18 protein-coding genes are annotated in these 19,322 nt (G+C 65.1%); 16 read left to right on the top strand and 2 right to left on the bottom strand.

All coding sequences use genetic code 11. The features are described from left to right. Positions 1-52 precede the first annotated feature (52 nt). From ASD58_RS06220 to ASD58_RS06200, 5 genes are all read left to right on the top strand, one after another. Positions 53-3,046 carry an ExeM/NucH family extracellular endonuclease gene (locus tag ASD58_RS06220; RefSeq protein WP_057260349.1) on the top strand — a complete coding sequence of 998 codons (2,994 nt, stop codon included), beginning with the start codon at positions 53-55 and terminating at the stop codon, positions 3,044-3,046. Positions 3,047-3,057: 11 nt separating this feature from the next. Continuing rightward, positions 3,058-3,669: an NF038129 family PEP-CTERM protein gene (locus ASD58_RS06215; RefSeq protein ID WP_057260229.1), complete on the top strand. Its 612-nt coding sequence runs from the start codon at positions 3,058-3,060 to the stop codon at positions 3,667-3,669. A 190-nt stretch (positions 3,670-3,859) separates the two neighbouring features. Continuing rightward, positions 3,860-4,561: a response regulator transcription factor gene (locus ASD58_RS06210; protein WP_057260228.1), complete on the top strand. Its 702-nt coding sequence runs from the start codon at positions 3,860-3,862 to the stop codon at positions 4,559-4,561. Beyond that, positions 4,555-5,238 carry a LuxR C-terminal-related transcriptional regulator gene (locus tag ASD58_RS06205; protein WP_057260227.1) on the top strand — a complete coding sequence of 228 codons (684 nt, stop codon included), beginning with the start codon at positions 4,555-4,557 and terminating at the stop codon, positions 5,236-5,238. The genes ASD58_RS06210 and ASD58_RS06205 overlap by 7 nt, the downstream gene beginning before the upstream one ends. Before the next feature lie 52 nt (positions 5,239-5,290). Then, the gene (locus ASD58_RS06200) at positions 5,291-5,665 is read left to right on the top strand and encodes a hypothetical protein (RefSeq protein ID WP_057260226.1); all 375 of its coding nucleotides are present in this window, start codon (positions 5,291-5,293) and stop codon (positions 5,663-5,665) included. A 48-nt stretch (positions 5,666-5,713) separates the two neighbouring features. On the opposite strand, the gene ASD58_RS06195 is transcribed toward ASD58_RS06200, so the two are convergent. Together ASD58_RS06195 and ASD58_RS06190 are read right to left on the bottom strand one after the other, a co-directional pair. Then, the gene (locus tag ASD58_RS06195) at positions 5,714-8,899 is read right to left on the bottom strand and encodes a S8 family serine peptidase (RefSeq protein ID WP_057260225.1); all 3,186 of its coding nucleotides are present in this window, start codon (positions 8,897-8,899) and stop codon (positions 5,714-5,716) included. 22 nt (positions 8,900-8,921) lie between these two features. Next, a complete protein-coding gene (locus ASD58_RS06190) occupies positions 8,922-9,665 on the bottom strand; it encodes an NF038120 family PEP-CTERM protein (protein WP_057260224.1) in 744 nt (247 codons plus the stop codon). A gap of 338 nt (positions 9,666-10,003) precedes the next feature. On the opposite strand from ASD58_RS06190, the gene gspG reads away from it, so the two are divergent. Genes gspG through ASD58_RS06135 form a run of 11 tightly spaced genes read left to right on the top strand, consistent with a single transcriptional unit; the run spans position 10,004 to position 19,320 of the window. After that, positions 10,004-10,435 carry a type II secretion system major pseudopilin GspG gene (gene gspG, locus ASD58_RS06185; RefSeq protein WP_057260223.1) on the top strand — a complete coding sequence of 144 codons (432 nt, stop codon included), beginning with the start codon at positions 10,004-10,006 and terminating at the stop codon, positions 10,433-10,435. 19 nt (positions 10,436-10,454) lie between these two features. Further along, complete coding sequence (locus ASD58_RS06180; protein ID WP_057260222.1) at positions 10,455-11,639, top strand: type II secretion system F family protein; 1,185 nt, start codon at positions 10,455-10,457, stop codon at positions 11,637-11,639. Next, positions 11,636-13,321: a GspE/PulE family protein gene (locus tag ASD58_RS06175; protein ID WP_057260221.1), complete on the top strand. Its 1,686-nt coding sequence runs from the start codon at positions 11,636-11,638 to the stop codon at positions 13,319-13,321. Before ASD58_RS06180 ends, ASD58_RS06175 begins: the two co-directional genes overlap by 4 nt. Beyond that, positions 13,314-14,093 (top strand): hypothetical protein, encoded by a 780-nt coding sequence (locus ASD58_RS06170; RefSeq protein ID WP_057260220.1) that lies wholly within the window; start codon positions 13,314-13,316, stop codon positions 14,091-14,093. Before ASD58_RS06175 ends, ASD58_RS06170 begins: the two co-directional genes overlap by 8 nt. Then, on the top strand, positions 14,090-14,635 hold the full coding sequence (locus ASD58_RS06165; protein ID WP_057260219.1) for a hypothetical protein: 546 nt from the start codon (positions 14,090-14,092) through the stop codon (positions 14,633-14,635). Before ASD58_RS06170 ends, ASD58_RS06165 begins: the two co-directional genes overlap by 4 nt. After that, positions 14,632-15,162, top strand: coding sequence for a hypothetical protein (locus ASD58_RS06160; RefSeq protein WP_200951576.1), 531 nt, complete (start codon positions 14,632-14,634; stop codon positions 15,160-15,162). The genes ASD58_RS06165 and ASD58_RS06160 overlap by 4 nt, the downstream gene beginning before the upstream one ends. Then, positions 15,159-15,710, top strand: coding sequence for a hypothetical protein (locus ASD58_RS06155; RefSeq protein ID WP_057260217.1), 552 nt, complete (start codon positions 15,159-15,161; stop codon positions 15,708-15,710). The genes ASD58_RS06160 and ASD58_RS06155 overlap by 4 nt, the downstream gene beginning before the upstream one ends. Then, positions 15,707-17,716, top strand: a complete 2,010-nt coding sequence (locus ASD58_RS06150) for a secretin N-terminal domain-containing protein (protein WP_057260216.1) — start codon at positions 15,707-15,709, stop codon at positions 17,714-17,716. Before ASD58_RS06155 ends, ASD58_RS06150 begins: the two co-directional genes overlap by 4 nt. Positions 17,717-17,718: 2 nt before the next feature. Beyond that, complete coding sequence (locus tag ASD58_RS06145) at positions 17,719-18,189, top strand: prepilin-type N-terminal cleavage/methylation domain-containing protein (RefSeq protein WP_057260215.1); 471 nt, start codon at positions 17,719-17,721, stop codon at positions 18,187-18,189. Then, positions 18,183-18,557 (top strand): type II secretion system protein, encoded by a 375-nt coding sequence (locus tag ASD58_RS06140; RefSeq protein WP_057260214.1) that lies wholly within the window; start codon positions 18,183-18,185, stop codon positions 18,555-18,557. The genes ASD58_RS06145 and ASD58_RS06140 overlap by 7 nt, the downstream gene beginning before the upstream one ends. Next, the gene (locus tag ASD58_RS06135) at positions 18,523-19,320 is read left to right on the top strand and encodes a type II secretion system protein (protein ID WP_082565255.1); all 798 of its coding nucleotides are present in this window, start codon (positions 18,523-18,525) and stop codon (positions 19,318-19,320) included. The genes ASD58_RS06140 and ASD58_RS06135 overlap by 35 nt, the downstream gene beginning before the upstream one ends. The last annotated feature ends 2 nt before the right edge of the window (positions 19,321-19,322 follow it).

Here is a 19,322-nt window from a genome sequence, read left to right as displayed (position 1 = left end):
AAAGGACAATAAAAAATTCCTTTTGGTAAATATTCTGGGGGTACACATTTTCATGGATAAACGCATTCCTTTGCGCGCTACTGCGCTGGCCGCCCTGTTGGCCTGCCAGCCGGTGTTCGCGGCCGACGTGGTGATCAGCCAGATGTACGGCGCGGGCGGCAACAGCGGCGCTACCCTGCGCTACGATTACGTTGAACTGTTCAACCGCGGCAGCAGCGCGGTGGCCGTGGGCGGCTGGACCATCCAGTATGCGTCCGCCAGCGGCACCAGTTGGGGCAAGGCGGAACTGCCGGCCGGCACCAGCATCGATCCCGGCAAATACTTCCTGGTCAAACTGGCCAGCAGCAATACCGCCGTCGGCGCCGACGTGGCTGCCGACTTTTACAGCGGCAGCGTGAACATGAGCGGCGCGTCCGGCAAGGTGGCGCTGGTCAATAATAATACGGCTCTCACTGGCGGCCAGCCAAGCAGCGCATCGGTCCAGGACGTGGTCGGCTACGGCTCGGCCAACTTCTCCGAAACCGCAGCGGCGCCTGCGATGAGCGCGACCACCAGCCTGCTGCGCGCTAATAACGGATGCACCGACACCAATAATAATTCTGCCGACTTCACGGCTGTCGCCCCTCAGTTCCGCACTGCCGCCTCGCCGGCCAATATGTGCAACAGCGGGCCAGTGCCGCAGCCTATCGTGCCGGTATGCCCGGCCACTGCCAAGCTGAATTTCGGCGCAGGCGGCAGCATCGCGCTGTCGGCCTCGGACGCCGACGGCATCGTCAACGGCGCGGTCATCATCTCCGGCGCCGTATCGGGCCTGAACCTGGGCAGCCTGACGCCGGCTGCGGATATCGGCGGCAGCGCCAGTGTGCCGCTGGTCGCCTCGCCATCGGTGGCTGCAGGCACTTATCCGGTCGCCGTCAAGTTCAGCAACGACCAGGGGCAGGACGCCAGCTGCACGGTCAGCGTGACCGTGGAAATCGGCGCAGGCGCCGTGGTGCGTGTCCCGCAGATTCAAGGATCGGGCGCGAGCAGCCCGTTCAACGGCGCCAAGCTGACCACTGAAGGCGTGGTGACTGCCAAGGTTGGTAGCGGCTTCTTCATCCAGGATGCGGCCGGCGACGGCGATCCGAATACGTCCGACGGCATGTTCGTCTACATGGGGGCTACCGCGGCTGCCGTGAACCTGGGCGACCTGGTGCGCGTGAGCGGCACCGTGACCGAGTACAAGCCTGGCGGCGCTACGCGCTCCTATACCGAGCTGTCGACCGTGACCAGCATCGTCACCCAGAGCACCGGCAACAGCATTGCGCCAAGCAATATCGACCTTCCTGGCACCAACCTGGCCAATGTGGAAGGGATGCTGGTGCGCTTCCCTGGCGCGCTGACCGTCAATGCCACCGAGTCGCTGGGCAGCCGCGGCGAGCTGACGCTGTCCGTCGGCCGCCGCGAGATCCCGACCAACCGCTATCCGGCACGCAGCGCCGACGCGGTGGCACTGGCTGCGCAAAACGCCGCCAATATGATCACCCTGGACGACGGCCTGTTCGTGACGCCGGCTACCGTGCCTTACCTGGACCAGGATGGCACCGTGCGGTCCGGCTACACCGTCAGCGGCCTGACGGGCGTGATCGATTTCGGCGCGCTGGGCAGTGGCGGTGCGGGCTTCAAGCTGCAGCCGACCGAAGCCCCGGTCTTCTCGCGCGATAATCCGCGCACCCCGGTACCGGAGGCCGTGGCCGGCAACCTGAAGGTGGCCAGCGCCAACGTGCTGAACTTCTTCACCACCTTCATGGATGGCACCGACGTGCTGGGCCAGATCGGCCAGGGCTGCACTCTGGGCAGCGGCACCAGCAAGGCCAATTGCCGCGGCGCCGACAATATGACCGAGTTCGTGCGCCAGCGCGACAAGATCGTGGCGGAACTGAAGGCGATCGACGCCGACGTGGTGGGCCTGATGGAAATCCAGAACAACGGCGACTATGCCGCCGGCTACCTGGTCGACAGCCTGAACGCCGCTTACGGCAAAGTGGAATACGCCTACGTTCCGAAGCCAGCCGCAACCGGCACCGATGCGATCCGCGTGGCGATGATTTACAAGCCGTCGAAGGTGGCGCTGGTTGGCGGTGCGCTGTCCGATGCGGCTGCCGTCAACGACCGTCCGCCAATGGCGCAGACCTTCAAGGCCAACAACGGCGCGAAGTTCAGCGTGATCGTCAACCACCTGAAGTCCAAGCGCTGCAACGGCGCCACCGGCGCCAACACCGACCAGGGTGACGGCCAGAGCTGCTACAACGCGGACCGCGTGGCGCAGGCGCAGCAACTGGCGGATAGCTTCGTGCCGCAAGTCGTGGCCGCAGCCGGCGATCCTGACGTGCTGCTGATCGGCGACTTCAATTCCTACGGCATGGAAGACCCGATCATGTACCTGACCGCTGCCGAGCGCCAGCTGCGTTTCGAGAACCAGCTCGAACGCTTCGTGCGTCCGAACGGCATGCCGCACTCCTATGTGTTTGGCGGCGAGAGCGGCTACCTGGACCACGCGCTGGCCAGCGCTGCCATGAGCTCGCAAGTGGCTGGCGCCATGGAGTGGCATATCAATGCCGACGAGCCTGAAGTGCTGGACTATAACCTGGATGGCAAGAACACCGCTGCCCAGGCCCTGTACAACGCCTTGCCTTACCGCGCTTCCGACCACGACCCGGTGGTGATCAGCCTGAACCTGGCGCCATCGTATGTGGATGTGACGTCCAGCGTGCAGATCCAGCGCTCCGGCCTGGTGCAGGGCCGCTTCAGCAGCGTCGGCACGGCCACTGCATGGCTGACCAATACCAGCGGCGCCGACATGGCTGCACCGGTGCAGTATGTGCTGCAAGGGCTGCCGGCCGGTGTGACCCTGGCCAACGCTACCGGCTATGTGAACGGCATGCCTTGCATCACCGCTGCGCCTTCGCTGGCTGCCGGTGCGCAGGCAACCGTTCAACTGCAATTCAATAATCCGAGCCGTGTGGCCGTCAACTACACGCCAAAAGTCTACAACGGCAGCTTCTAAGGACAGCAACCATGCAAAACACATTCGTTACCCGTTTCCTGCGCACCCTGGCGCTGCTGCTGGCATTTGGCGCCAGCAGCCATGCCATGGCCGACGTCATGCGCCTGGTGACCATCGATACCGCCATTTATGGCGCCGGCCGCCCAGGCTACCTGGACTTCACCTTCAACGGCGTGGACGGTGCGCCTGCTGCCACCGCGACCATGTCGCAACTGCACGGCTTCGACATGGATCCGGCCAATTTTTCGCCATGGGGCGATGCTGCTGCCGTGCCGGGCGGCTTTGCCATGCTGAATTCGAGCAACCTGAATGACGTGCTGTACCAGGGTGCGTTCGGCGGCGTGTTCAGTTTCATGCTGACGATTTCCGGTGATGCTTCGGCGCTGCTGAACTCCAATTTCGGCGTGGTGGCGTATGACATCGACCTGAACCCGATCAAGGGCAAGATCCTGGACCTGATGTTTGTCGCCGCAGCGGACGGCAGCCCCGACCTGCAAATCCTCAGCATCAACGATGCGGTGGCGAGCGTCGGCACCCCGGCCGCCGTGCCGGAGCCGGCTTCGCTGGCGCTGGCAGCAGTCGGCTTGCTGATGCTGGCCTGCGCCCGCCGCCGCCGCGCCTAAGCAGCGCGGTTGCACAAACGCCACAGGCACCCCGGGAGTTTCGGCTCCCCGGGTGCCTTTTCATTTGTTAGGCACAGAGTGAGAGCGGTGATTTATTTCGGCAAAATATTAATACTTAATTAAAATTGTATTAGTGTGCAGGACTTGGCATGATTCATAGTTTTCCGCATAACGACCAGCGTTTTTTGCCATGTCCTTCAAGATTCTCGTCATCGACAGCGACCCTGCTGTACAGCAACTGCTGGCCCATAACCTGGGGCAGGCGGGCTATGCGGTGCAATGCCATGGCGATGCGATGACGGCACTGGCGGCGCTGCAAGGAAGCTTGCCGGAAGCGGTGTTGCTGGAGTGGGATTTGCCTGGCCAGTCCGGCCTGTCGCTGATCCGCCACTGGCGCGCTGCGCTGCGCACCAGCGAGCTGCCGCTCCTGATGCTGAGTGCGCGCTGCGCCGAGCAGGACAAGGTGCTGGCGCTGGAGAGCGGCGCCGACGATTTCATCTGCAAGCCTTTCGGCCCGCGGGAAACCATTGCACGGCTGCATGCAGTGCTGCGGCGCCGGCGTCCCGCCGGCATGCCGGGCGCGCTGCAGGTGGCCGGCTTGCGTCTGGACCCGCACACCCTGAGCGTGACGGCGGGCGACCGCCAGTTGAACCTGGGGCGGGTGGAGTTCCGCCTGTTGAACTACCTGATGCACCACCCGGGCCGCGTGCACAGCCGCGCGCAATTGCTGGACCAGGTGTGGGGCAGCCACGTCTACCTCGATGAGCGCACGGTCGATGCCCATGTGGGCCGGCTGCGCCACGCGCTGCAGCCAAGCGGCCTGCACGATGCGATCCAGACGGTGCGCGGCAGCGGTTACCGCTTCCATGCCGAAGCCACGGCCCAATGCTGAGTCCTGACGCCCGCCAACAGGAATACCTGCTGCATGCCATCGACGGCGCGCATGGCATCGCCACCCAGCGCGAGCTTTTCCTGTGGACGCAGGGGGCGCTGCAAACGCTGTTGCCACATGGCGTGTTGCTGTGCCTCCAGCTCGACGAGCAGGGCCGGGCGCGCAAGGTGGACTGTGTGCACAGCACGGTGCTGGCGCCGTCCGAACGCGCGTTGCTGTGCGATCCGGTCCAGGGCCCGGCGCCGGCCTGGCTGCGCCAGTGGCTGCTGGGCGGCATGCAGCCGCTGCCGCTGCAAGCCGGCGCCATGGGCCATGGCCTGATGCATGGCAGCGGCCCGCTGGCCGTCGGCGGCAGCGCCTTCGTGCTGCTGGGCCTGCCCGGCGAGGCCGGCTTTCGCGAAAGCTGGCTACTGCAACTGCTGCTGCCTTACCTGCACCTGGCGCAACAGCGCATCGCCACTTCGCTGCCAGCGCCGGCCCCGGCGCCGCGGGTATCGCCGCGCCAGGCCGAAATCCTGCAATGGCTGCGCGAAGGCAAGAGCAACGAGGAAATCGGCTGCCTGCTGGGCATCAGCGCGCTGACCGTGAAAAACCACTTGCAACGCCTGTACCGCCAACTGGGCGTCAACAACCGCGCCCACGCCGTGGCTCGCAGCGCCGTCCAGCAGCACGGTTGACCGGCGCGCGCGGCGGCGCGATGATGGCGCCAACCCTTCCTGGAGCATTGCGATGAATCGAATTGTCCTCCTGCTGGCTTGCCTGGCAGCCAGCGCCTGCAGCCATGCCACGCCTGGCGAATCAAAAAAGCTGGCCGAATTGCGCGCGATCGGGCGCGAGCTTGCGTGCACCACCAGCCAGCAATGCAAGACGGTGCCGGTGGGCGCCAAGTCCTGCGGCGGGCCGGAATCGTATCTGGCGTATTCGACTGCCCGCACCAGCACCGAAAAGGCCAACGCGCTGGCGGAGCGCTACCGCAAGGAGCGTGAGGCGGAGAACCAGGCCAGCGGCCTGGCGAGCGATTGCCGCTTCCTGATGGACCCGGGGGCGCAGTGCCGTGCGGGGAGCTGCCAGCTGGGCGGCTCGAACGGCGCGCTGGCCGAATAAAAAAAACGCCGCGACAAGCGCGGCGTCTTAAGGGCTGCTGCGACAGGTTTAGTCGCGGATGGCCGTTACGCTGCGTTCCTGGTTCTTCTCAGGCACAGGCACCGTGGTGTCGACTTCCAGCAGGGTGGTCGCGACGTTGCCGCCTGGTGCGGTGAACACGGCTGCGCCCAGGTATTTGGCGCTGGCCAGGCCGGACCAGGATGCGCCAATGGTGGTGGTGACGCCGGTGAATGCGGTGGAAGGCAGCAGCATTTTCAGGTTGCCGCCCATTTCATCCTTCGCCACGGTCCACGAAGACAGCGTGTAGTTCGAGCTGTCGCCAAACGGGGCGTAGCCGATCACGCAGACCTTGTAGCTGCCTGCTGCCGGCTGGTTCAGGGTCACCATTTCGTTGGAAGTTCCGCCGCCGCTGCTGCCAACCTGGTTGCCGGCGCCGTTCAGCACCAGCAAGTCGAGGTCGTCATGGTCGCCAGCCTGGTGGCCGGAGGTATCCACATCGTACAGGGCGAAGCGTGCCACCAGGGCGTTGGCTGGAACGTTCACGGTATGCACCTTCACGCCAGCGCTGCCGCCAGCACGGCAAGCCGCCACGCCGCCATCGGCGGAAGTATCCTTGCCGATGGTCGCTGCGCTGCGGGTGGCCGCCTTCAGGCCGCCCTTGGCGCTGGCCAGAGTGCCATTGAAGCCGGTACCGATGGAGAACACGGTGCTGCCGGTCGCTGCTTCGTTATACACCCGGGCTGGCGCTGCGATCATGGCCGGTTTCGCCGAAAGCGGGCTGCGCACGATGTGGCCGGCGTTGTCGTTCCAGGTCAGGTTGCCATAGGACCAGGTGTTAGGCGCAGCGCTGACGTTGGTCAGGCTGACCGTGAAGCTGGCTTTGGCGCCTGGCGCCAGGGTCAAAGTAGATGGATTGACCACCACGGTGAAGCCAGGCAGGGTGGCGTTGGCGGTATAGGTGGCTTCCTGGCTGCCGACGTTGGTCACGGTGCGGGTCATGGTCATCTTGCCCAGCACGGAGGCGGCGGTCAGCGATGCCAGGTTCAGGTTGTACGACTGGATGGTGCCATACGGTGCGCAGAAGCTGGCCGACAAGGTGCCTGGAATGCCGCACATGAAGCGGATCCAGTCGACTGGACCGGAGTCATACACCAGACCCGGATCGACCGCCTTGTTCGGACGCACATGGCCCGCGCCCTGGCCCCAAGGCAGGGTACCGGCTGCCATGCCTGGCTGGCCGTCGGCGAAGGTGTCGTAGGCAGTGGTCATCAGCGCCGACTTGATGGCGGCCGGCGACCAGTCCGGGTGCGCCTGGCGCATCAGCGCGCCGAGGCCGGCTACGTGCGGGCTGGACATCGAGGTGCCCTGGTAGCTGGCCCAGTTGGCGTATGGGGTCAGGGTGCCGTTGGCAATCGCGTCGCGCTCGGCCGGGGTGTTGTAGTCGGCGGTGACGCCGGCCAGGATGTCCACGCCAGGTGCGGTCAGGTCAGGCTTGAGGATGTTGGCGTTGTGCTTGTTCGGGCCGCGCGAGGAGAAACTGGCCATCTGCGGCGCAGGCACGGCGCTGGTGGTCAGCACCGACTTGCCGATATTGCTCATGCCGTCCGCGTGGGTGGCAACCCAGGTGCGGGCAGCCGAACCGTCGGCAAAGTTCAGGTGCACGGTCGGGATGCTGTGCGGGTCTGCCACCGGCGCCTGGGCGGCGGAGGTATCCATCAGGATCATGCCGGCGCCGCCGGCTTCCTTCACGGCGCGCGACTTGTCGACGCGGGCGCTGTTGCCACGTTCGCACAGCAGCACCTTGCCGCTGGCCTTGGCCGGGTCGAGTGCGCCGTCCGGGCCGCCGCCATAGGTGGCGCGGTCGGCTTCGGTGTAGCACAGGCGGGCGGCGGCCTTGTCGGCGGTGCTCAATTGTGCGTAGGGCTTGATGGCAGCATCGCGCGCCAGGATGGTTGCGGTATCCGGCAGCGGCGACTGATTGTAGGAAGCGCCGGTGTAGCTGGCGCCGCCGACCAGGTTGACGGTGGCGACGCTGGCGCGGTTGTGGGTCGACGCAGCGACAGTGGTCAGCCATGGCGACAGGTGGGCCACGGCATTGGTCGGGCCGGAGTTGCCGGCCGAGGCGGCGACGAACACGCCGGCGGCAGCCGCATTGAAGAAGGCCATTTCAACCGGGTCGGTGACGCTGGTCTGGGAACCGCTGATCGAGTAGTTCAGCACGTTCACGCCGTCGGCCACGGCCTGGTCGATAGCGGCCACGCTGTCGGAGTTGTAGCAGGAATTCTTGGTGCCGGTGCCGTCGGTGGCGGTGGCATCAGGATAGGTCCAGCACACCTTGTAAGCTGCGATGCGCGCGCGCGGGGCCATGCCGGACATGCTGCCGATCGGGATGCCCGACAGGCTGCCGACTGCGCCGGAATTGCCGCCAGCGGTGGTCGCGGTGTGGTCGCCGTGGCCGCCGTGGCCGGTGGCGCCTGCCAGCGAGTCGCGCGGCGAAACGAAGTCGGTCCAGTGCAGCGGACGGCCGGTGGACAGGAAGCCGGCGTTGAAGTAGCGCGCGCCAATCAGCTTGTTGTTGCAATGGTTGGCGGTGAAGCCTTCGCCGGTCACGCAGGCACCGTTCCAGTTGGATGGGGTGTCGTACACCAGGGTGCCGCTGACGTCGAAAGTCGGCTTGCCCTGGTTGTCGACGCGGTCGGCGTAGGAGGTATGCTCAGGCCAGATGCCGCCGTCGATAATGCCGATCACCACGTTTTCGCCGGCCTTGTCGATGCCGCCCAGCTTGGCCCACAGGCCGTCGCCCGGGGTGTCGAGGCCGAGGAATTTCGGGGTGTAGTTGGTGTCCAGGGTGCGTGCTTCGTCGGCGCTGATGCTGGCAACGGCGCTGTTTTTCTTCAGCGCGCGCACTTCGGCGTCGGTCAGTCGGGCCGCGAAGCCGTTCAGTACCAGCTTGTATTTGTGGACAATCTGGGCATCCGGCACGGTGGCCGTGGCGCTGCTTTGCTGCTGGTCGAGGTAGGCGATGTAGTCCTGCACGTTCTGGGCAGTGACGTCGAGGCGGCTGCCAGGCGCTGGCTTGGTGGCGGACAAGCCGCTGACGCCGCCGGTGTAGTTGGCGACCGGCGCGTCGGCCAGTTGCACGATGTAGGAGTGGCGGGCTTCTTCAGCGCCGGCTTGCACGGCCAGGCCGGACAGTACGGTCAGGACGGCCAGGGTCAGTGGTCGCAGTTGCATGGTGTGTATCCTTGTGATCGAGTTATTGGGCGCGGCGGCGGCGGATGGCGGCCAGGCCGGCCAGGCCGAGCATCAGCAGCGGGGCAGAGCCAGGCAGCGGCACCGCGACATCCAGGTCATCGATGGCAAATTGCGCCTGGAACAGGGCCCAGTCGGCCGGGTTCTGGCAGCCGCCGTTGCCGTCGAACAGGCAGGCGCTGATGTTCAGGTTGGTCAGGTGCAGGGCGGCGAAGTCGGGATCCAGCTTCCAGGTCGAGAACATGAAGTGGCCGTTGGCATCCTGGCCGGCAAAGTCGGCGCTGCGGGTGACGACGCTGCCGTCATCGGTGGTGGCTGTCAGCTGCAACTGGCCATAGCTGCCGTCGGGAATGCCCGCCAGCGGCGCGAAGAAGGAGAAGCGCAAGGAATTCAGGTTGAAGAAGCCGCCTTCGCGCTGGGCGTTGAGCGAGCTGTCGTTCCAGCCCGAGTAATAAGTGCTGTCATTGCCGGCTGGGCAATCGATCACCGCGCCGCAGCTGCCGGCGTTGCTGCCATCGAGCATGACGCCGACGGTGCCGTCGGTGATGCCCTGGGACTGCAGGAAGCTCGAGATCTGGGAGGTGAAGCGAAGGCTGCCATCCAGGAATTTTTCGCCGTGGCCGTACACCATCGGCGCCTGCGCGTCGAAATTGGCGACGCCGGCATGGGCGGGAGCGGCCAGCATGGCCGCGGCGCCGACCAGCGCGCAGCCGGCCAGTTGTTTGATACGAGTGAAATGTAGATTCATGATGCATTCCCTTGCTTTTTTTAACGAAACGAAAACGGCGCCCCTGTGTTGCACAGGTTGCAAGGAAATATAACAATGACACGATCGGAAGTGGATAAATATTCAATGGTGTTCATTTAATTTTATTGAGGAAAAAGCAAATAAAATTTGGCAACTACTATGAGGAAATTCGAATGCCGGCAGGAATCATCTTGTGATAATTCTGCGACACTTTTAATAACATTTCCGTCCAAAATGTCTTAGCTGAGACATGGGGGCTGCACACCGCAGAAAAAATTGTCGAAACCTAAACCCGCGTGGTAGCCTCTGCAGTTCTATTCAAGGCGGAGGTAGTACGGATGTTTGCAGCACGGATCCATGGCAAGACCAGCAAAGGCTTCACCCTGCTTGAACTGCTGGTGGTGATTGTCATCATCGGCCTGCTGGCCGCATATGTCGGCCCGAAATATTTCTCGCAACTGGGTAAATCCGAGGTGACGGTCGCCAAGGCGCAGATCGAAGCCTTCGACAAAGCGCTGGACACCTACCGCCTGGACGTCGGCCGCTACCCAAGCACGGAAGAAGGCTTGGCCGCGCTGCTGGCGGCGCCGGCGACGGCAGGCGCCAAATGGAATGGCCCCTACCTGAAAAAGGGCGTGCCGCCCGATCCATGGGGCCGTCCATACCAGTACAAGGCGCCGGGCGCCAAGGCTGAATACGACATCATCTCCCTCGGCAAGGATGGCCAGCCGGGCGGCGAAGGCGAGAACGCCGACATCGGCGCCCAGTAAGCGCAGCGCGGCCTGAGCGATGCAGTTCGACGTTCGCACCTTGTCGCCGGACATGGCGATCGGCCAGTTGGTCATCGATGGCCGCGACGAGGCAGATGCGCGCCGCCAGGTGGAAGCGCGCGGCCTGTTCGTCAGCGCCATCACGCCGCGCAGCGCCGGCCTGCGCGCCGGCAAAGCCAAGGCGCTCTCGCTGGTCTTGTTCAGCCAGGAGCTGCTGGCGCTGCTGAACGCCGGCCTGGGCGTGGTGGAGGCGCTGGAAGCGCTGCTGGAAAAAGAAGCGGCACCGGCCACGCGCGGCGTGCTGGAGCGCCTGCTGGACGGCCTGCGCGAGGGCCAGCGCTTTTCCACCGTGCTGGCCGACCAGCCGCAATTGTTCCCGCCGCTGTATGTGGGCATTGTCAAGGCGGCGGAAGGCACCAGCGACTTGCCGCGCTCCCTCGAACGTTTCATCGATTACCAGCAGCGCGTCGACCTGGTGCGCGCCAAGCTGGTCAGCGCGGCCATCTACCCTTGCATCCTGCTGCTGGTGGGCGGCGGCGTATCGCTGTTCCTGATTGCCTACGTGGTGCCGCGCTTTGCCGAGGTGTACCAGGGCGCGGGGCGCAACCTGCCGTGGATGTCGCAAGTGATGCTGAGCTGGGGCCAGTTTGCGGCCGCGCATACCCTGCCGCTGGTGGCCGGGATCGCGGCGCTGGTGGGCGGCGCGGTGTTTGGCGTGCGCCACCTGGTGCGCAGCGGCGGCATGGCGCGCCTGCTGGCGCGCTTGCCGGGCGTCGGCGAGCGGGTCAAGATTTATGAGCTGTCGCGCCTGTACCTGACGCTTGGCATGCTGAGCGAGGGCGGCATCACCATCCTGAATGCGGTCGACACCGTGCAGGCCATGGTGTCGGCCAATGTGAAAGAAGGCTTGCAGGGCGCGCGCGCCATGATCGAGGCGGGCTTGCCGCTGTCGTCGGCCTTCGAGGCCAATGGACTGACCACGCCGATTTCCCTGCGCATGCTGCGCGTGGGCGAGCGCACCGGCGAGATGGGGGCGATGCTGACGCAGTCGGCGGCCTTCTACGACGGCGAGATCGGGCGCTGGATCGACCGCTTTACCCGTACTTTTGAACCGCTGCTGATGGCCGGTATCGGCCTGGTGGTGGGTGCTATCGTGGTGCTTCTGTATATGCCGATTTTTGACCTGGCCGGAGAAATGGCATGACGCTGCCGGTGCTTGATGCAAACCTGCTGGCCAAGGCGCGCGCGCAGTGCGCGCTGTCCAAACGCAGCCTGGTGGAAGAGCTGGAGGATTTGTCCGGCATCGAACCGCGCATGGCGGTACGGGCGCTGGCCCAGCCTTTCGGCCTGGCCGTGCTGGAAACGGCGGACATGCTGGCCTTCGAGCCGGCCTTCGACCGGCTGCCGCTGTCGCAAGCCATGGCCCGCCATTGCGTGCTGCTGCGTTCCCACGACGGGGCGGCAGTGGGGGTGATTGCCGATCCATTCGACCTCGATTTGCAAACCTGGCTGGCGACGCAGGCGCGTTGCTCGGCGTCGGCGCCGCTGCAACTGCGGCTGGCGCTGCAGGCCGATATCCAGGCCTACCTGTCGAAACAGGAGGAGTCGGCGCGCGCCGTCGATTCCCTGGTGTCGGGCGGGGAGGGCACGCGGCGCGACGGCAAGACGGCGGCGGTGCTGTCGTTTGCCTCGGTGTCGGAAGGCGCCAGCCCGGCTGTGCGGCTGGTCAATTCGACCCTGTACGATGCGCTGAAGGCCGGCGCTTCCGACATCCACCTGGAGTCGACCGCCGGCGGGCTGGCCGTGAAATACCGGGTGGATGGGGTGCTGGACCATGCGACGGCCGTCAACGGCATCGACGTCGCGGAGCAGATCATTTCGCGCCTGAAGGTGCTGGCTGAGCTGGATATCGCGGAACGCCGCGTGCCGCAGGACGGCAGCTTCCGCGTCGAGTCGATGGGGCGCGAGATCGACTTGCGGGTATCGATCATGCCTTCCATTCACGGCGAAGACGCAGTGATCCGAATCCTGGACAAGCGTGCCATGATCGAGTCCTACGGCTCGCTGACGCTGGAAGCGCTGGGATTCGATGAATCGTCCTTATCGACCTTGCGCTCGCTGGCGCAGGAGGCATACGGCATGCTGCTGGTAACCGGGCCGACCGGCTCCGGCAAGACCACGACGCTGTATGCGGCGCTGACCGAAATCCACAATGGCCGCGAAAAGATCATCACGATTGAAGACCCGGTGGAGTACCAGTTGCCGGGCATCCTGCAGATTCCGGTCAATGAAAAGAAGGGCCTGACCTTCGCCAAGGGCTTGCGCTCGATCCTGCGCCACGATCCGGACAAGATCATGGTGGGCGAGATCCGCGACCGCGAAACGGCGGAAATTGCCGTGCAGTCGGCGCTGACCGGCCACCTGGTGCTGACCACCGTCCACGCCAACAACGTGTTCGACGTGTTCGGGCGCTTCACCCACATGGGCATCGATCCCTATGCCTTCGTGTCGGCATTGAACGGCATCTGGGCGCAGCGCCTGGTGCGCATCAACTGCCCGCATTGCGCGGTGGAGGTGACGCCGTCCGACGAGGAACTGGCCAGCGTGGGGCTGGCGCGCGCCGACGTCTATGAATACAGCTTCAAGGAAGGCAAGGGCTGCGGGGATTGCCGCGGCACCGGCTACAAGGGGCGCCGCTCGATTGCGGAGATCCTGACCCTGAACGACGAAATCCGCGAACTGATCGTGGAAAAGCGGCCGATCCGCCAGATCAAGGCGGCGGCCTATGCCAACGGCACGCGCAGCCTGCGCCATGCGGCGCTGGAAGTGGTGCGCCGTGGCGATACCACACTGGCAGAAATCAAGCGGGTGACCTTGCATGCTTAAGAATTTCACGCAATCGCTGCGCATCGAAGTGACGCCGCAGGCCTTGCGCCTGCTGCGCGTGCGGCGTTGGGGCTCGGCAGCGCCGGAACTGCTGGCCGAGCAGGGGCTGGCCGCGCTGTCCGCAGGGCCGGCCGGCGTGGCGGATGCCTTGCCGGCCGCCCTGGCCGCGCTGTTGGCAGGCCAGGACGCGGCCGGCATGGCCGCCGGCGTTGTGCTGTCCGACGAACTGGTACGCCTGTGGCAAGTGACGCCGCCGGTACAGGCCGCGCGCCTGGCCGACCTGGAAGGCGCGGCAGCGCTGCGCTTCCACACGCTGTATGGAGAAACGCCAGCCGCCTGGCATATCAGCGCGGACTGGAACGCGGCGGCCCCGTTCATGGCCGCTGCGATTCCGCGCCTGCTGAAGGCTGCAATTGAAAATGCCGCCGCCCAGCATGGGCTGGTTGTCACTGCCATCGTGCCGCACTTCGTGGCGGCCTGGAACCGCCATGCCCGGTCATTGAAGAACGACGCCTGGTTCGGCGTCGCGCAAGCCAATGTGCTGGCGCTGGCCGCCTGCGAGGGTGGCAAGCTGCGCGCGGTGCGCCACATCGCCATCCCGCACGGCGCCGACCACTACTGGCTGACGCAGGCAGCGCAGCGCGAGGCACTGCTGCTGGGCTTGCAAGCGCCGGCCTTGATCCAGTTGAGCGGTGAAGTGCCGCCAGCGCTGGCCAAGCCGGCCGCCAGCGACAAGCATATCGCCACGGCGGCACTGGGAGTTGCAGCATGAGCCCAATGCAGATCGATTTCGCCACCGCAGGTGTGCGGGGCACGCTGTACCGCGTGCATCCGGCCGTCCTGGCAGGCGGCGCGCTGGGCCTGGCATTGCTGGCGGCCGGTGCCGCCTTCGGCGTGCAGGCCGCAAAGCAGCAAGCGGCGCGCGAGCAGTCCCTGCGGGTCCAGCAGCGCAAGCAGGCCGCCGCCGTGCGTGCGCCGGAACGCAAGCCGGAAACCGCGATTCCGGAAGCGCAGGCAGTGGCCGTCAATGCCGCCATCCTGCAACTGAACCTGCCATGGCGCGAATTGCAGGACTCAATCGCCGCCGCCAACTCGCCTGCCGTGGCGCTGCTGGCACTTGATCCCGACCCGCGCAAGCGTGCGCTGAAAATCACGGCCGAGGCCAAGAACAGCGACGATATGGTCGGCTACATCGAACAGCTGAAACAGCAGGAGTTCTTTGCCGGCGCCTCCCTGCTGCGCCATGAGATCAACGACCAGGATCCCAACCGCCCGCTGCGGTTCCAGGTCGAAGTGCAATGGAGGGCGCGATGAGCGTTGCCGCCTTGATGCTGCGCGTGCGCCTGGCTGCCATGCGCCTTGGTGTTGCAGGCTGCGCCGCGCTGGCGCTGCTGCTGGCAGGTGCCCTGGCGCTGGCCTGGTCGCTCAAGGCGCGCCAGCTGGCATATGAGCCGCTGCCGCCCGCGCCGCCGCAACTGGCGCAGGCCGCGCCCCCGCCGACCGCCAACGAAAACCTGGCCCATTTCTATGCCACGCTGGGCGAAAAGCGCCACGCGGAGCAGCAGGTGAAGCAGCTATTCGACATCGCTGCCAAGACCGGGCTGGCACTGGACCAGGGCGACTACAAATTCAGCGTGGACAAGAACAGCGGCGTAGCTGCTTACCAGGTCACGCTGCCGGTGAAGGGGGCCTACCAGAATATCTGGCAGTTCAGCATGCAGGCGCTGTCGGCGATCCCGTTTGCGGCGCTGGACGATATTGCCTTCCGCCGCGAAACCATCACCGAACCGGTGGTCGAAGCGCGCATGCGCTTTACGCTGTACCTGAAGGAGAAGCCATGAAGCCGCGCCATATGCTGATGGGCGCGGCGCTGCTGGGTGCCGCGGGGCTGGTGCTGTTCGGCGACAAGGCGCCCAACGATACGGTGGCGGAGGCGGTCGAACGCAAGCCGGCGCGCACGCCAGCCGCCAGCGCGCCGCCTGCGGCGAAAGTGGCCAATGCAGCGCCGGGCGAGGCATCGATCCTGCGCCTGGTTCCCCGCGAAGAATTGATTGGTGAAGTAGGCGAAGGTTCGTTCAAGAGCAAGGACGGGGTATTCGGCGGCCAGAACTGGAATCCTCCGCCACCGGCTCCCACCGCAGCGGAACTGAACCCGCCGCCGCCGCCGCCGCCAACCGCGCCGCCGCTGCCGTTCCAGTTCCTGGGCAAAGCGGCGGCCGATGGCCAGTGGGAAGTTTACCTTGGCCGCGGCGACCAGACCTTTGTTGTGAAACAAGGCACGCAAATCGACGGCATGTACCGTGTCGATGCGATTGCACCGCCAAACCTGACGATTACCTACCTGCCCATGAAGCAGGTGCAGCAGTTAAATATTGGAGTGATTGAGTGAAGCCAAGTCTGAGAACGCTGTCGCTGTCCGTGCTGGTGCTGGCGCTGTCCGGCTGCGCCGCAGATATGGCCTACCGCGATGGCCGCACGCTGGTGGCAAAAGACCAGGTGGAAGAGGGGCTGCTGAAGTACCAGGAAGCGATGAAGCGCGATCCGGACAACGCCATCTACCGCTCCGCCTACCTTGACACCCGCGACCGCGCCAGCGCGCGCATGCTGGAGCAGGCCGACCAGTTGATCAACGCGGGCAAGTACGCCCTGGCTGCGCAAAACATGCAGCGCGTGCTGTCGATGGATCCGCAGAATGAGCGCGCCCGTGCCGGTTTGCGTGCGCTGGAAATGGCCGACCGCCATGAAAAGCTGCTGGCGCAGGCCAGCGCATCGCTGGAACAGAAAGAATTCGAAGCGGCCAGGAACCGCGTCAGCACGGTGCTGGCTGAAAAACCGGACCAGGCGCGCGCCCGCGCCCTAATGCGGGAAATCAACGAACAGATGCCGCAGCCGCCGGCCGAAAGCGGCTTGTCCAAGGCTTACAAGACGCCGATCACGATCGAATTCCGTGAAGCGCCGCTGAAACAGGTGTTCGACATCATTTCGCGCCGTTCGGGCCTGAACTTCATCTTCGACAAGGATGTGAAAAGCGATGCCCGCACCACCATCATGCTGAAGAACAGCACGGTGGAATCGGCGATCTACTTCCTGCTGATGACGAACCAGCTCGAACAGCAGGTGATGGATGCCAATACCATCCTGGTCTACCCGAACACGGCGGCCAAGCTGAAGGAGTACCAGGAAACGGTAGTGCGCACCTTCTACCTGTCAAATGCGGAAGCCAAGACCGTCGCCAACACGCTCAAGACCATTCTCAAGACGCGCGACGTGGTGGCAGACGAAAAGCTCAACCTGGTGATCCTGCGCGATAGCGCCGACGCGGTGAAGCTGGCCGAAAAGATCATCGCCACACAGGACCAGGCCGAGCCTGAAGTCATGCTGGACGTGGAGATCCTGGAGGTCAAGCGCAGCCGCCTGATGCAGCTTGGTGTGGATTGGCCGAGCAACGCGACCTTGACCGTCCTGGGCAGCAGGAGCGGCGACGGCAAGAACCTGACCTTGCGCGACCTCGATTCCCTCAACCGCAACACGATCGGCATCTCGGGATTGCAAACGACCGTCAACCTCAAGAAAACCGACGGCGATACCAACCTGCTGGCCAGCCCGCGCATCCGCGTGCGCAACAAGGAAAAGGCGAAGGTCGTGATCGGTGAGAAAGTGCCGGTGATTACCACGACCATTTCGCCGGGCACGGGCGGCTTTGCTTCCGAGTCGGTGAGCTATGTCGATGTCGGCCTGACGCTGAATGCGGAGCCGACCATCTACCTGAACAACGAAGTGGGCATCCGCATTGCGCTGGAAGTATCGAACCTGATCGACCGTGTGACGACTGCCACCGGTACGACTGCCTACCAGATCGGCACGCGCCAGGCTTCCACCTTCCTGCAACTGAAGGATGGCGAGAACCAGGTGCTGGCGGGCCTGATCAACAGCGAAGAGCGCAGCACCGGCAACCGCGTGCCTGGCCTGGGCGAGATCCCGATCCTGGGCCGCCTGTTCGGTACGCAGACGGACGACAAGCAAAAGACCGAGATCGTGCTGTCGATCACGCCGCACCTGGTGCGCAACCTGCAGCGCCCGGAAACTTCGGTTGCGGAATTCTCGGCCGGCACGGAAGCCAATTTCCGCCGCAAGCCTGATGTCGCGCCGCGCCAGACCGTGGTGCTGCCTGGCGCCCGGCCTGCCGGCGCTGCGCCCGCGCAGGAAGCCGCTGCAACGGCAGTACCGGCACCAGGCGCCGCTGCGGCGCCGAACGACCCGTCCGCGCCGCAGAAGCTGCCGTTGTCGAACACCCAGCCTGGCCCGGCGTCGAGCGTGACCAAGCCGTTGCCGCCACCGGCGCCTGCTCCGGCCAATACCGTGCAGCCGCCTGCCAGCACGGAGCGGAAAGAGTAAGCATGCGCGGGCGCGGATTCACCCTGATCGAATTGCTGGTGACGCTGGCCATTCTCGGCCTGCTCGCCGCGCTGGCGATCCCGGTCGGGCAGACCGTGGTCCAGCGCCGCAACGAGCAGGAGCTGCGCAGCGCGCTGCACGTGATGCGCAAGGCGCTGGACGACTACAAGACCGCCTACGATGAAGGCCGCATCGCCAAATCCATCACCGGCAATGGCTATCCGCGCACGCTGGAGGCGCTGGTGGAAGGCGTGGTCGACGTGCGCAGCCCGAAGCGCGCCAAGATCTACTTCCTGCGCCGCATCCCGCGCGACCCCTTCAATTCGGACTCCAATGCCAGCAATGGCCAGAGCTGGGGCAAGCGCAGCTACGCCAGCGATGCCGACGATCCGCGCGAAGGCGAGGATGTTTTTGACGTGTATTCGACTTCGGAGCAGGTAGGCCTGAACGGCGTGCCTTACAAGAAATGGTAAACAAGAAGGGCTTCACGCTGATCGAGCTGCTGGTGGTGCTGGGCATTATCGCCTTGCTGCTGACGCTTGCCGTGCCGCGTTATTTCCCGAGCGTGGACAAGACCAAGGAAACCATCCTGGCCGATAACCTGCGCAGCACGCGCGCCATCATCGACCAATACTACGGCGATACCGGCCGCTTCCCGGACAGCCTGGAGCAACTGGTGGAGAAAAAATACCTGCGTGCGCTCCCGATCGACCCGATCACCGAAAAGAGCGATAGCTGGACCATCGTGCCGCCGGACGACGTCGGCAAAGGCGGCGTGGCAGACATCAAGAGCGGAGCGCCCGGCAATGACCGCAGCGGCAAGCCTTATTCGGAATGGTAGGCAGCCCGGGTTCACCTACGTCAGCGTAGTGATCCTGGTGGCGATTATCGGCCTGCTTGGCGCGGTATCGCTGCGCCTTGGCACGACCATGCAGCGCGCGGCCGCGGAACAGGCCTTGCTCGATATTGGCATGGAGTACAGCAATGCGCTGGCCAGTTACGCTGCCGCCACACCGCAGGGGCAGCCCAACTACCCCAAGTCATTTGCCGAACTGCTGAAGGACCCGCGCTTCCCGCAATTGCGCCGCCACTTGCGCCGCGTGTACGTCGACCCGATGACGGGCAAAGCGGAGTGGGGCCTGGTGAAGGCCACCGAGAACGGCGGCATCCTGGCCATATACAGCCTGTCGAAAGCGACGCCGATCAAGATCGGCAATTTTCCGCCGCGCTTTGTAGCGTTCGAGGGCAAGACCAGCCTGACAGACTGGAAGTTCAGCGGCGAGGGCGTGCAGGTCGCGGGCGCGAAGAGTGCGGATGGCCCGCAGCCGGGGCAGCCGGCCAAGCCGGGATCGGGCATGCAGCCCGGCAGCCCGCTGACTGGCATGACGGGTACGCAGCCTGGTGGCCTGAATGGCACGCAGCCTGGCAGCAAGGCGGGCACGCCGCAAGAACAGCCGCAGCCTGCTGCACCGCCTGAACCGACGCAAGAGCCACAGCAGGAGCCGCCGCAGGAACCTCAGGAACCGCCGCAAGAACCGCAGCCGCCGGAGCAGTCCGGCGACCAGTCGGGCGAGGAAGCGCCACCGCCGCCATCGCGGCGCTGAAG

It is taken from the genome of Duganella sp. Root1480D1 (assembly GCF_001427305.1).
Classification (GTDB): Bacteria; Pseudomonadota; Gammaproteobacteria; order Burkholderiales; family Burkholderiaceae_D; genus Rugamonas.
Note: the sequence above shows the minus strand (reverse complement) of the source record. Positions and strands in the feature narration are given on the sequence as shown.

Coding starts and splice junctions, on each gene's coding strand:
- ASD58_RS06220 (WP_057260349.1), top strand. CDS start 53: ATGGATAAACGCATTCCTTTGCGCGCTACTGCGCTGGCCGCCCTGTTG.
- ASD58_RS06215 (WP_057260229.1), top strand. CDS start 3,058: ATGCAAAACACATTCGTTACCCGTTTCCTGCGCACCCTGGCGCTGCTG.
- ASD58_RS06210 (WP_057260228.1), top strand. CDS start 3,860: ATGTCCTTCAAGATTCTCGTCATCGACAGCGACCCTGCTGTACAGCAA.
- ASD58_RS06205 (WP_057260227.1), top strand. CDS start 4,555: ATGCTGAGTCCTGACGCCCGCCAACAGGAATACCTGCTGCATGCCATC.
- ASD58_RS06200 (WP_057260226.1), top strand. CDS start 5,291: ATGAATCGAATTGTCCTCCTGCTGGCTTGCCTGGCAGCCAGCGCCTGC.
- ASD58_RS06195 (WP_057260225.1), bottom strand. CDS start 8,899: ATGCAACTGCGACCACTGACCCTGGCCGTCCTGACCGTACTGTCCGGC.
- ASD58_RS06190 (WP_057260224.1), bottom strand. CDS start 9,665: ATGAATCTACATTTCACTCGTATCAAACAACTGGCCGGCTGCGCGCTG.
- gspG (WP_057260223.1), top strand. CDS start 10,004: ATGTTTGCAGCACGGATCCATGGCAAGACCAGCAAAGGCTTCACCCTG.
- ASD58_RS06180 (WP_057260222.1), top strand. CDS start 10,455: ATGCAGTTCGACGTTCGCACCTTGTCGCCGGACATGGCGATCGGCCAG.
- ASD58_RS06175 (WP_057260221.1), top strand. CDS start 11,636: ATGACGCTGCCGGTGCTTGATGCAAACCTGCTGGCCAAGGCGCGCGCG.
- ASD58_RS06170 (WP_057260220.1), top strand. CDS start 13,314: ATGCTTAAGAATTTCACGCAATCGCTGCGCATCGAAGTGACGCCGCAG.
- ASD58_RS06165 (WP_057260219.1), top strand. CDS start 14,090: ATGAGCCCAATGCAGATCGATTTCGCCACCGCAGGTGTGCGGGGCACG.
- ASD58_RS06160 (WP_200951576.1), top strand. CDS start 14,632: ATGAGCGTTGCCGCCTTGATGCTGCGCGTGCGCCTGGCTGCCATGCGC.
- ASD58_RS06155 (WP_057260217.1), top strand. CDS start 15,159: ATGAAGCCGCGCCATATGCTGATGGGCGCGGCGCTGCTGGGTGCCGCG.
- ASD58_RS06145 (WP_057260215.1), top strand. CDS start 17,719: ATGCGCGGGCGCGGATTCACCCTGATCGAATTGCTGGTGACGCTGGCC.
- ASD58_RS06140 (WP_057260214.1), top strand. CDS start 18,183: ATGGTAAACAAGAAGGGCTTCACGCTGATCGAGCTGCTGGTGGTGCTG.
- ASD58_RS06135 (WP_082565255.1), top strand. CDS start 18,523: ATGACCGCAGCGGCAAGCCTTATTCGGAATGGTAGGCAGCCCGGGTTC.